The sequence below is a fragment of the Mucilaginibacter sp. SG564 genome (genome assembly GCF_013149275.1).
Lineage (GTDB): Bacteria > Bacteroidota > Bacteroidia > Sphingobacteriales > Sphingobacteriaceae > Mucilaginibacter.
Genome location: NZ_JABGNA010000007.1, coordinates 76820 through 91751, shown reverse-complemented (window position 1 = coordinate 91751; position 14932 = coordinate 76820). Strand labels below are relative to the sequence as shown.

14 protein-coding genes are annotated in these 14932 nt (G+C 43.0%); 8 read left to right on the top strand and 6 right to left on the bottom strand.

The window, feature by feature from the left end:
* The first annotated feature begins 12 nt into the window (after nt 1–12).
* Nucleotides 13–768, top strand: coding sequence for a ThuA domain-containing protein (locus FHW89_RS16955; RefSeq protein WP_172336248.1), 756 nt, complete (start codon nt 13–15; stop codon nt 766–768).
* A 270-nt stretch (nt 769–1038) separates the two neighbouring features.
* Nucleotides 1039–2079, top strand: coding sequence for a hypothetical protein (locus tag FHW89_RS16950; RefSeq protein ID WP_172336247.1), 1041 nt, complete (start codon nt 1039–1041; stop codon nt 2077–2079).
* 63 nt (nt 2080–2142) lie between these two features.
* On the opposite strand, the gene FHW89_RS16945 is transcribed toward FHW89_RS16950, so the two are convergent.
* The 3 genes from FHW89_RS16945 to FHW89_RS16935 all read right to left on the bottom strand — a co-directional run bounded on the left by FHW89_RS16945 (nt 2143) and on the right by FHW89_RS16935 (nt 5216).
* Nucleotides 2143–3306, bottom strand: a complete 1164-nt coding sequence (locus tag FHW89_RS16945) for a glycoside hydrolase family 18 protein (protein ID WP_253952257.1) — start codon at nt 3304–3306, stop codon at nt 2143–2145.
* Nucleotides 3307–3333: 27 nt separating this feature from the next.
* Nucleotides 3334–4506: a DUF5009 domain-containing protein gene (locus FHW89_RS16940; RefSeq protein ID WP_172336246.1), complete on the bottom strand. Its 1173-nt coding sequence runs from the start codon at nt 4504–4506 to the stop codon at nt 3334–3336.
* Nucleotides 4507–4847: 341 nt separating this feature from the next.
* Nucleotides 4848–5216 carry a hypothetical protein gene (locus FHW89_RS16935; protein WP_172336245.1) on the bottom strand — a complete coding sequence of 123 codons (369 nt, stop codon included), beginning with the start codon at nt 5214–5216 and terminating at the stop codon, nt 4848–4850.
* A 331-nt stretch (nt 5217–5547) separates the two neighbouring features.
* Between FHW89_RS16935 and FHW89_RS16930 the strand changes: the two genes are divergently transcribed.
* Together FHW89_RS16930 and rlmF are read left to right on the top strand one after the other, a co-directional pair.
* The gene (locus FHW89_RS16930; protein ID WP_216650602.1) at nt 5548–6018 is read left to right on the top strand and encodes a nucleoside triphosphate pyrophosphohydrolase family protein; all 471 of its coding nucleotides are present in this window, start codon (nt 5548–5550) and stop codon (nt 6016–6018) included.
* A 20-nt stretch (nt 6019–6038) separates the two neighbouring features.
* Nucleotides 6039–7004 (top strand): 23S rRNA (adenine(1618)-N(6))-methyltransferase RlmF, encoded by a 966-nt coding sequence (rlmF, locus tag FHW89_RS16925; protein ID WP_253952256.1) that lies wholly within the window; start codon nt 6039–6041, stop codon nt 7002–7004.
* Between the two features lie 200 nt (nt 7005–7204).
* On the opposite strand, the gene FHW89_RS16920 is transcribed toward rlmF, so the two are convergent.
* Entirely contained in the window at nt 7205–8350 is a 1146-nt protein-coding gene (locus FHW89_RS16920; RefSeq protein ID WP_172336244.1) for an acyltransferase family protein, read from the bottom strand.
* A 133-nt stretch (nt 8351–8483) separates the two neighbouring features.
* Between FHW89_RS16920 and FHW89_RS16915 the strand changes: the two genes are divergently transcribed.
* From FHW89_RS16915 to FHW89_RS16900, 4 genes are all read left to right on the top strand, one after another.
* Entirely contained in the window at nt 8484–9161 is a 678-nt protein-coding gene (locus FHW89_RS16915; protein WP_172336243.1) for a pseudouridine synthase, read from the top strand.
* 73 nt (nt 9162–9234) lie between these two features.
* Nucleotides 9235–9519, top strand: coding sequence for a hypothetical protein (locus tag FHW89_RS16910; protein WP_172336242.1), 285 nt, complete (start codon nt 9235–9237; stop codon nt 9517–9519).
* Between the two features lie 224 nt (nt 9520–9743).
* On the top strand, nt 9744–11045 hold the full coding sequence (locus tag FHW89_RS16905) for a DEAD/DEAH box helicase (protein ID WP_172336241.1): 1302 nt from the start codon (nt 9744–9746) through the stop codon (nt 11043–11045).
* Nucleotides 11046–11061: 16 nt separating this feature from the next.
* Nucleotides 11062–11313 carry a DUF1456 family protein gene (locus tag FHW89_RS16900; protein ID WP_172336240.1) on the top strand — a complete coding sequence of 84 codons (252 nt, stop codon included), beginning with the start codon at nt 11062–11064 and terminating at the stop codon, nt 11311–11313.
* Between the two features lie 294 nt (nt 11314–11607).
* Here FHW89_RS16900 and FHW89_RS16895 read toward each other — a convergent pair whose 3' ends face one another.
* Together FHW89_RS16895 and FHW89_RS16890 are read right to left on the bottom strand one after the other, a co-directional pair.
* Nucleotides 11608–12285, bottom strand: a complete 678-nt coding sequence (locus FHW89_RS16895) for an outer membrane lipoprotein carrier protein LolA (protein WP_172336239.1) — start codon at nt 12283–12285, stop codon at nt 11608–11610.
* 69 nt (nt 12286–12354) lie between these two features.
* Nucleotides 12355–14916, bottom strand: coding sequence for a DNA translocase FtsK 4TM domain-containing protein (locus tag FHW89_RS16890; RefSeq protein ID WP_172336238.1), 2562 nt, complete (start codon nt 14914–14916; stop codon nt 12355–12357).
* Nucleotides 14917–14932: the final 16 nt, after the last annotated feature.

The following is a 14932-nucleotide window of genomic DNA, read 5'->3' as shown; positions in this document are numbered from 1 at the left end:
GTAAATAATCAGATGATGTTAAAAAAAATATTTTGCCTGCTGATAGCTATTGCTTGCTGTACGGCAGCGTTTGCGCAGGGCGCTAAATTTAAAATGCTGGCTCTTTACACCACCACGGTCGAATCGGATCATGTTGACTTTGCCAACGATGCCATTAAGTATTTTACCGATCTGGCGACTAAAGATGACTTTACTTTTGAGGCTACCACCAACTGGAAAAATCTGAATGATGAAAACCTGAAGAATTACCAGCTCATCATCTGGCTGAATGATTTTCCGCAGAACGAAGAACAGCGCGCCGCTTTTGTAAAATACATGGATAACGGTGGCGCCTGGATCGGCTTCCACGTAGCGGGCTACAACGATAAGTATACCAAATGGCCCTGGTTTGTAAGCTTTTTAGGCAGCTCGGTTTTTTATAATAACAGCTGGCCTCCACTACCGGCAAAGTTGGTGGTTGATGATGTTAAGCACCCGGTAACTCAGGGTATCCCAGCTCATTTTGTATCACCTATAAATGAATGGTACGGCTGGAAACCAAGTCCGCGGTTAAATAAGGATATTAAAGTTTTGGTAACGCTTGATCCGGGCAATTACCCTCTGGGTAAAAAAGATATTATCCGCGATGGAGACATCCCAGTAGTGTGGACTAACACCAAATACAAAATGCTGTACATTAACATGGGCCACGGCGACCAGATATTTACCTCTGGTATCCAAAACAAACTGTTTGAAAATAGCATATTATGGCTACGGGTCGGAAAGTAATTTAGTCAAAATCAGATGTTTACTGCCACTTAATCGTTTCTTCATAAAAGTTTTTTGTTATTGTTTTATCATTGGACAATTAGTTAAAAAAATACCCCAAGTTCAATGAAAACAATTTAAAAAAAAATTAAAAGAAAAAACTTTATCCTCTTTTGTTTTGCAGTCACATTACTAACTGCCTGTACTAAAACCTATGTCGGTCCGGATAATAATCAGCAGCCTGGTTTGGATAATCCACCCCCACCAACACAAAATACAGTTAATAACCCTGTGACTTTAAACTTGCTGTTCGGATATAAAATCAATAACCTATATCCCACACGACTGGCATTACCCATAAGTAAAATAGGTAATCAGTCTGTTAATATTAAAACTGTATTTGATACCGGCAGCGAGGGGCTTATTCTTACCGCTCAAAGCTTTATTCCTTCAAATTTAATTACTCCGGATGGCATAAGCATGAATGGAAAGGATCAGATAGATATTAACGGTATTACAATTACCTCGCACAGAGATTCTGCTACCTATGGTGATACTCCCAGTGCTGAGCGAGTGTATTATGGTCAAATTGCCTACGGCAGCATTGTTATTGGCGACGCCAGCGCCAATTTAACCACCAGGCCAATGCCATTTTTATTAATTTATAAGGGCATTGTTAAAGCAACGGGTAAAGCCACCACGGTAGACCCTAATCTTGATGGAATATGTGGTGTAGAAGCTCAAAGTTTATCCACTCAGGATATCGTTACCTCACGAAGAGATATGCGTAGTCCATTTGCCTACATTAACTTTGGTAACGGCGTTTCGCCGGGTTTTAAATTACGATCATACAGCAATTTTTATGATAGTACAGTTCCAGGGCAGGCAACAGCCGGTAACTTACAGCTAAACAGTGCGGCCCTATTACAGGTAGGAGTAACCAACAATATGGAGCAAGACTTTATTATACAACAAAAACACATAGCAACCAGCGGCCTGGTCTTTTCACCTTTTGTTAATGGTAAATTTACAATTGATGATCAAACGTTTAATGGTGAGATGTTATTTGATAGCGGTACCCCGCAAGGTGTTATAATTTCTTTTCCCGAGAACCTGGGCAATCAGACACAATTGTTAGATGATCAAACCAATGTTAGTTTTATCTCTAATGAGGGATATAACTATTCCTATATAGCAGATAGAGGGGCGCAGAGTACAAAGATGATCCCGGCAGCTAAAATTGAAAGATCAATAATAGGATTACCATTTTTTGCCTACAATTCATTCTTAATTGATTATGCTAATCATTTTATTGGCTTAAGAGCCCGGTAATAAAAAAAACTACTTATAATACTTAACAAACTATAAGTATTATAAGTAGTTTTTTCTTAAATATTATCTCGCCCTCAATCTTGCATCTATCTCATTTAATAAATATTCCTTTTTATCATCAGCATATTCCCAAAACATTACCCCGGCCAATTTATGTTTAATGAGGTAATGGCATTTGGCTTTTATCGACCATTCATCATCGTATGATATAAATTGCTTGGTGCTGGCATTGAACAGGTAAGGTGCTTCGGCATTACGATCGCGGTAATATTTAAAGCCTTTTTGGTTGAGCAGACTGTCTTTGATCAGTGTATAGCCGCCCACATGTATATATTCCGCTCTTTTCATTCCTAATCCGTTTTGGGCGATATCCAGTACACGCGATGAGCGTCCGTAGAAAGCTACTCCCAACACCAGTTTACTGGCAGGCACCCCAGCTGCAATAAAATCAGATACGGCCTTATCTGCATAATTTTCGGTCTGGTACTGTTTGGATGCATATAGGTTGGTATGATGAACTGCTATGCCTAAGCTATCCTGAAAATAATCATACGTCATGAGATTTATATAGTCAAGATATTGCTGGGCCTTATCCATTTCGGTATGATCTAAAAAACGTTTAAAACCGCCAACAGCAGTAGTCAACAGCAGCTTTTTGCCGGCCTGTTTTTCCAGTATATCCAGGTCATGGCGTAGGGCCTTAAACATGAGCGTATAGTTTACTTTATCCTCGGGGCGATAAATATTACCCACGTTGCCCGCCATACCGGGGTACTCCCAGTCGATATCAATACCGTCAAGGTCAAATTTTTTAATGATGGCCACTGCGCTGGCCGAAAAAGCTTCGCGGGCAGTATCTGTGAGTACGGCATTGGAAAAATTGCCGCTCCAGGTCCACCCGCCTATGGATATGAGCACTTTAAGAGCAGGATTACGCTTTTTAAGCTGCACCAGGTTCCTGAAATTGATGGTATCCGTTCTCTCATGACTTAAAAAGGCCCGGTTGTTTTTTACGTTTACGAAGGCGTAGTTAATGTGGGTCAATTTTTCGGGGTTTACCATTTCCATATTGGCTACACCTTTGTAACCGCCAACGTACCCAATAATTACATATTTAGGTTTCTTGGCTGCTTTTTGTGCCTGGAGCGTAATTGCAGGCAGTAAAAATGGCAATAAGCAAAGCATGGCTTTGGCTGCCGCCTGTTTATAAAATTTTAGGTTGATCATTTTATGATGAGGTTTAAGTATGATATGTTAAACTTTAAGTCTGATCCGCTTTTTTTCCATGAGTCCAACCAGTGCAATTAATATAAATGCGGTAGCCATGGAACGGGCTAAGCCAATAATGCCCGAATTAAAAATATCCGGATAATTAATATGAAAAAGCATCAGCAGAAAAACCTGGAAATAAGGCATCAGATAGCAGGTAAGTGTGCTGGTACCCGCCGGCCAGATCCATGTGAACCAGTTCTTCTTTCCCTTTACATCAACCAGGTAAATCATCAGCTCAAATACCAGAATGGAGATACCGCTGCAAATAAATATCCAGGCTGGTGTGGAGCGAATCTTAGAGATACCTTGCGTGTAGGGGCGTATCACCAATCCAAGCACGATCAGTAATACTCCGGTAAGCCCAAAAATGAGCCACATACGTTGCGTTTTACCAAGCGTAACCAGGCGAGCATATAATTCAGATATCACAATGCCGCCCATGGTTAAACATAGGGACGAGGCATCGCCAATGAGGAATAATCTTTTATGGATGATGCCGGTATGGCGAGCTATATTGACGGCCACAAATAATAATAGTACCGGAAAAATGATATTTAATTTGCCTTTGGCAAGTAAGTAAACTAGAGCGCATATGAGATAGGCCCAGCCAATGATGCCCAGTATTCCCCACCATTCAGGTCGCATGCCGGTAATTTCGCCGTCGTCATTTCCTTTGTATACAATGGCCATGGCAATCAGTATAACTATACCCAGGCCCTGTAAAGTGTATCTTTTGGCTTTGCCCAAGGTTTCGGGGTAATCCAACCATATCAGGAAAAAAGCCAGCGTGATGAGTATGGCCCAAAGCGCTTTAGGCAACACGGAGGTATTGCTGTAACTTTCCAGGTTTACATGATAAAACCCCATAATCAGTAAGGCGGAACTCCGGGTAAGTATGTAAACTAAAATAGAGGTAAAGGAATCGCCTTTGTTGAGCCTGTTTTTGATAGCAAAAGGTAATGACAGACCTACAATAAACAGGAACGCCGGAAATATGGTATCGGCAAAGCCCATGGCATCGGCTTTACCGGGCGCATGGTCTATCCATTCGGGAATGTTTTTTACACCGCTGGCATCATTTACAAATATCATTAATAGCATGGTGATGGCTCTCAGCACATCGATAGATAAAAGGCGCTTAGGTAGCTGTTGCATTTACAAGGGTTTAACTGTGAAATATGAATAGGTACGCGTATTAACTTTTAGCCAGCCAGGCTTGCTTTAGGCACGAATTTATTTAAACAAATTTGTTTTGTATGCCTTTAAGCAAATCTAAACCGGAAATAGTGCGGATTATATTAATGGAGCACTACTTTACCACTACGATAGCTAAAAACAGGCGAAATGCGGCTTGTTGATGTAATAATGGGTTTAGCGATTGCTAACCGGCGAGGCATAGGCCTAAGATAGCGTTAACAAAAAAAGCAAGACAATTTCATGTCTTGCTTTTTTGAGTATAGCAATGTTCTTACATAGAGCTACATCTTAGGGGCTGGTTATTTTTTATCTTTAGTAGCAAGAGCCCGCGGAGTAGTTACTTTTTTATCTTTAGCAGCAAGAGCCTGTGGAGTAGCTACTTTTTTATCTTTAGCAGCAAGAGCCTGTGGAGTAGCTACTTTTTTATCTTTAGTAGCCAATGCTTGCGGAGTGGTTACTTTTTTAGCAGGAGCTTCTGCATCTATTTTTGCAGCTAATGCTTTTGCCAGATTTTTTGCGGCTTTTTCAATGGCCTTGTTCACTTTTTTTAAATCTGATTCAAATTCGCCTACCACAGTTTTGATTTGGGCAGACAGTTTGTCGTTCAATTGTTTCTTAAGCGTCTTACGGGCTTCTTTAACTGCGGTTTTATTTTTATCGTTTTTCATATTACTGGACAAGGAAGTTCTAAATTATTTTTCGGCACAAAGCTAAGTTAATAAACAGTGTTTTTAATATTATGTTTATGTTAATAAAGATAGCTAATGTTAAGTAATTATTAATAAAGCAAACAAGCTATTCTATTCATTTTTAGGACACTAATATTAACATCTTATATTAATTGTATATTATCAATAGGCCGGTATTAGTTGGCATTTTAATTAAATTGGTGAAAAAATGAGCGAGTCAGTCGATATTATCGTTTATGTAAGAAAAATGATTTTTTGAAAGCTTTTGGGTTAATTGATAACTTAGCAGCGCTTATATTGTTTTCATATCATGATCAAAGATTTAAACTCGTTAAACCAGGTAGCCGAATTCCATACCACTTTTAAACATCCTATTGTTGCCGAACCGGCTATTCCGTCAAAAGAACGCAGTCAGTTGCGTATTGAATTGCTGGCCGAAGAGTTAAAAGAGCTTCAACAGGCCGTTGATGATAATAACCTGGTTGAGATAGCCGATGCACTTTGCGATCTGCAATACGTTCTATCAGGCGCTGTACTGGAATTTGGACTGGGTCAAAAATTTAAGGAACTGTTTGATGAGGTGCACCGCTCCAACATGAGCAAAGCCTGCAAAACCATCGAGGAGGCTAACCAAACTATTGAGCATTACCGCAATACAGCCGGTACCGAATCACACTATAAAGAGATTGACGGGCTGTTTTTAGTATACCGTACATCGGACAACAAAACCCTGAAATCCATAAACTATTCACCTGCCAATTTGGGCAGCATTGTAGGATAATCATAAATAAAATAAACAACTTGCCAGAATCAGTCCCAAACCAACCCGAAGCAAAAGAAACTATGCATCCGCGTAACCAGCACCGCCTGGGGTACGATTTTAAAGCGCTGATGAGGGCTACGCCGACTTTACGGCCTTTTGTTACAATAAACCAGTACGATAACCAAACCATCAACTTTGCCAATCCCGATGCTGTAAAGATGCTGAACAAAGCATTGTTAAAGCATCACTATCAAATTGCCGGCTGGGATATTCCGGAGGGCTATTTGTGTCCGCCTATACCTGGTCGCGCCGATTATATCCATTACGTGGCCGATTTATTGGCTACATCAAACGGAGGTGTAGTACGCAAAGGCAAAAAGGTACGTGTGCTGGATATTGGTGTAGGCGCCAACTGTGTTTATCCCATCATTGGCGTGCAAGAATACGGTTGGAGCTTTGTGGGGATTGATATTGACGAGACAGCTATTGAATCAGCGCAAAAGATCATCGATAATAATGATCAGTTGAAAAAAACTGTTGAATTACGCCTGCAAAAACACCGGGCCGATATTTTTACATTCGCCATAAAGCCCGGTGAGTTTTTCGATCTCACTATGTGCAACCCGCCGTTTCATGCATCTGTAAGGGAAGCGGCTGAAGGATCACGCCGTAAATGGAATAACCTTGGCTTGCATACTGCGAAAGGCAAAGAAGAACCGCTATTAAACTTTGGCGGGCAGAATACCGAATTATGGTATCCAGGTGGCGAGGCTGCATTTTTAAAGGCTATGGCTGCGCAAAGTACCCGCTTTGCCAAACAATGTTTATGGTTTACCTCATTGGTATCAAAAAAGGAAAACCTGCGTGTTTTGTACAACGCTCTTCAAAAAGCCGGAGCCAAAGAGGTGCAAACCATCAATATGTCGCAAGGACAAAAAGTTAGCCGCATCATGGCCTGGACATTCTTTGCATCCGAGGAACAGCAGGAGTGGCTTAACCGTTGATTTTGTTTGATGATTTCGCTGATGTCTTTTTATTGAGCTGGGATTAAGTTTTCGAATTAAGGGATTACCAAAAGATAAAATCGTGGTAATCCCTTAACGGCGGAGCCTTCTTGAACACCAATTAAAATTAACTCGTGAAAAATCATATAAATCAAGGTTCAGATAATCAACGAAATCAGCGCAATCAAAATCATCAACGGTCACACCCGTAAAAATGTCTTTTTCTGATACAGGTAATAAAGAAAAACCCATTTCACCATGATAAAGCACACTGCCATCACCACAATATTATAAGGGTCACCAATTAATTGACCTATCCAGCCAAAAAAGGCATTGCTGGTGTATTGCCATTTGATAAAATGCCCGGAGATATAGATGAGGATGGAGTTCATGCCGATGACCCTAAAAAAGAAGGCCCACTTTTTATAACCCAGTACATCAATAATATAATAAAACAGTGCCATCAACAGCAGGCTCAGGCCACCGACGTGCATCACGAAAGAGCTTGTCCACAGGTTTTTATTGATCGGGAAATCGAGGTTCCAGATTTGTGCGATGATGAGGAATATAACCCCGGTAACCGCCATGATGGCTACTTTGCGGGTTTGAGCCAGTCCTGTTTTTTTCAGGAGCTGACCTGTTAATATACCCAGTAATCCGGTGCTGATAGCCGGTATGGTAGAGAATAAACCTTCGGGGTCATGGATACCTAAATACAGTTTGCCGGGTAATATCAGGCGGTCCATATATGAGGCAAAATTGCCTTGCATAGTTAAATCGCCATGTGGGAAACCCGGTGCCGAAGCAAATTTGAGCAGCAGCCAATAGCCGATAATAAATACCCAGAACCATATCATTTGCATACGTTCTTTGCTGTATATGTAAATAATATTGGCAAACATATAAGCGATACCGATACGGCCCAGCACGCTGGCAAAACGTATTTGCGATATAGGCATAATGTTTAGCCCATTATTGTAAACAATGCCCAGCAGCACTAATATGGCAGCCCTTCTGATTACTCTTAAGGTTAATTGCTTTTTGCTTTTGCCCTTTTCCAGTTCGCGGCCTACCGAGAATGGCGTGGATACACCTGCCATGAACAGGAACAGCGGAAATATCAGATCGTACAGATGAAAACCGTTCCAGTCGGGGTGGGTAAATTGTAGTGCTATGGCCTCCCAGAACGGCGATTTGGTGGTTTTGGCCAGGGTATGAAAAATCTCTTCGCCGCCCATAATCCAAAACATATCAAATCCCCGCAGGGCATCTAATGAAAATAAGCGGGTTGATGCCTTGTTGATATCATCGGCATTGCCTGCCGGTGCGGTTGAGGTAGTGGCCATATTGCAAAAAGATTTTAGTTTGGTACTAAAGATATAAAAAGCACACTATTTAAAATATTTTTTTAGTTAACTATACTTTGTAAAATGAAATTGTTACGCAGCGTTGTACCTTCGCGTTTTGAATGAGTGTTGCATGTTAGAGATCATATATCGCGATGAGCATCTTATCGCCATCAATAAACCACACGGCTTGCTGGTACACCGGTCGCCCATAGCCGCCGATGCATCGGAGTTTGCCCTGCAATTACTGCGAGATCAGATAGGTCAGAAGATAAACCCAGCTCACCGTATCGACAGGAAAACCGGCGGGATATTGCTGTTTGCGCTAAATAAAACTGCTGAAATTGCCATGCAGCAGCAGTTTATGGAAAACCAGGTGCGTAAAAAATACCTGGCTATTGTTCGCGGGCATACCCCCGATCAGGAAGAGATCGATTACCCGCTGCGCAAAGAGAATGGCACGCTACAGGATGCTTTTACCCAATACACTACTTTAAAACGTGCCGAGCTGGATATAGCCCTGGGAAAGCACCCTACATCGCGCTATTCGCTGGTTGAGGCTGTACCAACTACCGGACGCATGCACCAGTTGCGCAAGCACTTTAGTCATATTTTTCACCCCATAATAGGCGACCGTACCCACGGCTGCAACAAGCAGAACAAGCTATTTAAAGAAACCTGGGATATGGAAACCATGTTGCTTCACGCCTCGCACCTGGAGTTTACTCATCCGGTTACCGGCGAAACCGTACAAATTGATGCTGGTTTGCAGCCCGAATTTAAGCGGGTGATGCAAATTATGGGTTGGTAATGGCTTCATTTGTAGTGTGATAAAATAAACAAAATCATTTGGCGATTGTCTTATATCTAAACAAATCAAAGAGATGATCAAAGCGGTAGAATATAAATTATACACCGAAGATGGCGAACGTACCATCACCATAAAGCCAGTAAATCAAACCATATCTGGAGGGACTTTATATATAACCGGCGTATTTAAACTAAGTGAGGGAGAAGTGGGTTTGGGCGATATTGTTTTTGACGACGACCTGCGCGAATGGGAATACACCGGCTTTGGCGACTTGACCCATGAACAGGCAGCCGAAATAGCCACCTATATACAAGACGAAACCCGCCATGAGCTGGAAGATGAGAAGGTGGATGAATAAGCTAGGACGATAGTGGTGAGTACGTTTTTCGCGCGTCATTGCGAGCGTAGCGTGGCAATCCCCGATTTGTAGAGCCGCTCTGTATAGTTTGGGATTGCCACGCTACGCTCGCAATGACGTGCTTTTTTTATTGCCTGTAAATTGATGCTTCACTCCGTTCAGCACGACAAAATTTAAAGGCCTATTTTATTTAGCTTATCTTTGCGCATACTCCAGCACAAATAATGATCAAGCAAGCTCTTCTGAACCTTAAGATAAACGCGTTAAATCCCATGCAGGAGGCCGCTATCAGCGCCGCAAAAAAAAGCGATGTAATACTACTATCGCCAACGGGCTCGGGAAAAACGCTGGGTTTTTTATTGCCATTGCTGGGTTTGCTGGATACTAATATTCCTACCGTGCAGGCGCTTATTATGGTGCCATCGCGTGAGTTGGCTTTGCAGATAGAGCAGGTTTTTAAGTCCATTGGCAGTGGTTTTAAAGTAAACTGTTGCTATGGTGGTCATCCCGTAAAAATTGAGCGGAACAATCTGTCGCAACCGCCTGCGGTATTGATTGGTACGCCAGGCCGTATAGCGCATCATCTGCGCCGCGAAAGCTTTAGTACAGACACTATCCACACCCTGATACTGGATGAGTTTGACAAAGCGCTGGAATTTGGTTTCCAGGAGGATATGACCTACATCATTAAACAGATGCCGGCCATTAAAAAACGCATCCTCACATCGGCCACTAAAATGGACGAGATCCCGGCTTTTACAGGTATGGTAAAACCTACAACACTGGATTATCTTACCAATGCTGCTTCCGCACCGGATATCAAACAAAAAGCTGTTATAGCCGAAGCCGCTGATAAGTTGGATGCCCTGTTTGCCCTTATTTGCAAAATAGGCGACAATGCTACACTGGTGTTCTGTAATCATCGGGAAGCGGTTGAACGTATTAGCGACCTGTTGTATGACCGTGGCCTACCGCACGATATATTTCACGGAGGGATGGAGCAGGAAGATCGCGAGCGGGCTTTGCTCAAGTTTAGGAACGGCAGTCATCGGCTGTTAATAACCACCGATTTGGCATCCCGCGGGCTGGATATTCCCGAAATTGAACATGTGGTTCATTACCAGCTACCGCATAATGAGGAGGCTTATACGCATCGTAACGGTCGTACTGCACGTATGCATGCCAAAGGGACATCATACCTGATCCTGGCACCCGATGAAAGACCTTCTTACTTAAAAGAAATGCCCGAGATTGAAGAATTGCCCGAAAACCCGGTGATACCACCGTTATCGACATGGGCCACATTGTACATAGCTGCGGGTAAAAAGGATAAAGTAAATAAGATAGATATTGTAGGCCTGTTACTTAAAAAAGGCGGATTGGATAAAGATGATGTAGGCCTGATAGAGGTTCATGATTACGCCTCATACGTAGCCGTAAAACGTAACTGCATTGAACGCGCGGTACAGGCTGTAAAAGGCGAGAAGATCAAAAACAAAAAAGTTAAAATAGATATTTCAAGATAATAAAACTGAGAAGAGCATGAGCAATAATGATATCATGAAAAAGCTACGTGTAGCGATGAAATTTACCGATGATGATATTGTAAAAGTTTTGGCACTGGTTAACTTCCGTATCACCAAAACGGAACTGGGCGCTATTTTCCGCGCGGATGACCACCCCAACTTTAAGCCCTGCGGCGATCAGATCCTGCGTAATTTTCTGAACGGCCTCATCATTCACCAACGCGGCCCCATGCCTGATAAAAGGGCTCCAAAGGTGGAAGGGAAGTAGGGGGTTAGGTTTTACGTTGGACGTTTTATGTGGTACGTTTTTCCTTGGCGCCGTTGATTAGCTTCAATCTATAATTATCGGAAATAAATAAAAAGGTTGTCATTTCGATGAGCAGAGGCCGCCCTGAGCGTAGGGGGCGAAGAGAAATCTTGTACAATTTGCTCGTCCATGCGTATAAGATTTCTCCTCGTACCTCGTCGAAATGACAATGGTAAAAAACAGAAAGAGCGATGATAAAATCATCGCTCTTTCTGTTAAATATCAAAACGTAAATGTATCACGTCTAACCTAATCTTATCGCAGGTCAACAAGCTCAATACCAGGGTGTGCTTTGGCATCCCAGGCAAATGTGGCATCGGTAACGGGGGCATTTGGTGTAAAGCTGCGTACCGTGTAGTTGTATTTATTGCCGTTTTTATCGAACAGTTGCGCGCTGTAGATCTGTTTTTTTACTTTGTCTATCAGCAGGCGAACCTTGAAAATATTTTGTTTTTCGTTTTCGGGGGTCAGGTCAATGGCCTGGTATACTTTGCCGGCTATTTTTTGTTCGCCTGTGTACAGGTATTTGTAGCCATGCTCATAAATAGTAAATATTTGTGATGGATTGTTGATACCATCCCCACCTTTTGGCGCATCGCCAACCTGTACTTCTTTATCTTTTTTAAGGTAGGTCCACTGGGTTTTGCCATCGTTGATGATCTCTTTATCCACATCTTTGGCACTGGCAGAGGTATACAAAGTTACCCTGTATTTGCCGGATTTGGCTTTTGAAGTTAGCGTGCCGCTCTGGGTTTCTTTAACGCCTGCCTGCGGATTATCCAGCGTAAAACTAAAATCTGTTTTGATCACATCGTACGATTTGTACTTCTGACTTACCTGGTTCAGTATGGCTTTGGCCTGGGTATCTTTTTGTGCGAAAGCCGTACTGTAAGTGCTTATCGCTAAAATGGAATATAAAAATAATTTCTTCATTGTGTTTTTTACGTCAACAACTATCAGGGGGAATAGTTATTGGTTTAGAGCAAATAAAATTTAATAGGTTTAATCTTTAGGTTTTTGAAGTGTTTCCAGGTAACGTTCCAGGCTGTATTCATCAGGGTAAAGCACATCGCGAGCCTTGCTGCCTTCAAAGGCGCCTACAATACCTGCGGCCTCCAATTGGTCAATGATTCTGCCAGCGCGGTTATAACCCAGTTTCATTTTACGTTGGATAAGTGAAGTTGAACCCTGCTGATGCAATACGATCAAACGTGCTGCTTCTTCAAACATCGGGTCGCGGTCATCCGGATCGTATTCTTTAGCACTGCTGGTTTCACCTTCGCCTACATATTCTGGCAGGAACATGGCGGTAGGATAACCGCGCTGTTCGCCAATAAAGTTGGATATAGCTTCAACCTCAGGTGTATCCACAAAGGCGCATTGCAAACGGATGAGGTCGCTGCCAGTACTGAACAGCATATCCCCGCGACCAATCAGTTGATCTGCACCACCTGCATCAAGAATGGTACGTGAGTCGATCTTGGACAATACCCTGAATGCCAAGCGCGATGGGAAGTTGGCCTTAATGGTACCCGTGATGATATTAACTGACGGGCGTTGCGTGGCAATAACCAGGTGTATACCCACGGCACGGGCCAGCTGGGCAATACGAGCGATCGGCATTTCTACTTCTTTACCGGCGGTCATCATCAAATCGGCAAATTCGTCAATCACCAATACGATGAAAGGGAGGTAACGGTGTTTTTCCGGATCGCTGATCTTGCGGTTCACGAATTTGGCATTGTACTCTTTCAGGTTACGTACCTGTGCGTCTTTTAGCAGATCGTACCGCTGATCCATCTCGATACAAAGCGAATTGAGGGTATTTACCACCTTCTTGGTATCGGTAATAATGGCATCCCCTTCATCAGGTAGTTTAGCCAGGAAGTGTCTTTCAATTTTACGGAAGAGTGTGAGCTCTACTTTTTTTGGATCGACTAATACAAATTTTAACTCAGCAGGATGTTTTTTGTAAAGCAATGAAACCAATATGGCGTTAATACCAACTGATTTACCCTGACCGGTAGCACCCGCCACCAGTAAGTGAGGCATTTTGGCCAGGTCGGCAATGAATACCTCGTTGGAAATAGTTTTACCCAAAGCAATGGGCAGATCCATGGTGGTGTTCTGGAATTTCTCTGTCGATAGGATAGACCGCATGGATACCATTTCGGGGTTCTGGTTGGGTACCTCGATACCGATGGTTCCCTTGCCCGGCATTGGCGCAATGATACGGATACCCAGGGCGGCTAAACTCAGGGCAATATCATCCTCCAGGTTTTTGATCTTGGAGATACGTACACCCGGCGCAGGGATGATCTCGTACAGCGTAACTGTTGGCCCGATGGTAGCTTTGATCTTATCAATCTCGATGTTATAATGGTTCAGCGTTTCAACAATTTTGTTCTTGTTGGCTTCCAGCTCTTCTGCGTTAACCGATATTTTGTTCGATCCATGGTTCTCCAGAAGCTCCAGGTGCGGCATTTTGTACGATGCCAGGTCGAGCTTATGGTCGTAAATGCCAAATTGGCTTACCAGGTCCTTAGCCTTGTCATCGTCGGTTTTTTCGACATTGAGTTCAGGCAGTGGACGATTGGTGTCAATAGTAAGCGGAATCTCGGTTTCTTCCTCGGGCTCATGTGATGATGAAGGCTTAAGCACAACCGGCTCATGATAAATCGGCGTTTGTTCCAATGGTTGCTGCTGTTGCCTCGGCTCGGGCATAATGGTTGTTACATGCGTTTCCTTGATGCGGTTATTGCCCCGCGGCCATTCTAACGGAACAGAGGGTTCCTCCTCTGTCAATTCAACAGGCTCGGGCGATACTTCATCAACGGCTATTGGTGCTGCCGGTCTGTTTTTACGTTGCGGAAGTTTAAAATCAATATTATAAGCAATTACCAGTACGGTAAGGGCAGCAAATACCAGGAAGCCACCCGTACCCGCCGGACCGATCTGCGCATCCAGCAAGCGGTTTGTCCAATAGCCAAAACCGCCCTCCAGGTAATGCGGGTAATCAATAATAAAAGCGTGGAAATAGGCTATAGTAGTGGAAATAAAAACAATGCTAAACAGGGTATAGCCCAATGTTTTGATGATGGAAAACAGCCTTACCTTAAACAGCAGGCGATAACCAATCACAAAAAAGATGAATACAAACAGGAACGATGCCACACCAAACCATTCATAAATAAACTGGTTGCTGAGCAGGGCTCCAAATTTACCCAGCCAGTTTTGCGCTATCTGCGGGTTGCCGGTATCGGCAATTTCCTGTACGGTTTTGCCGGTGGCCAGGTTGTGCCAGCCGCCGTTTGTGGTGGATATATAACTCTGGTCTTCCTGCCAGGTGAACAGGTAGGAGGTGAAAGCTATCAGGAAAAAGATCGACATTAAAAGCGACAGTAAGCCTGCTATTTTAACCGTCTTGCCATTCTCCATATCCAGGCGTGGCATGCTGGGCAGCCTGCGCTTTGCTACTCGTTCTTTTTCAGCTTTTCCCGTTTGACGGGGCTGATTATCGTCCTTAAAACTATTTGATTTAAACTGATTTCCTTTTACCGGCATCGCTGATGTAACATCC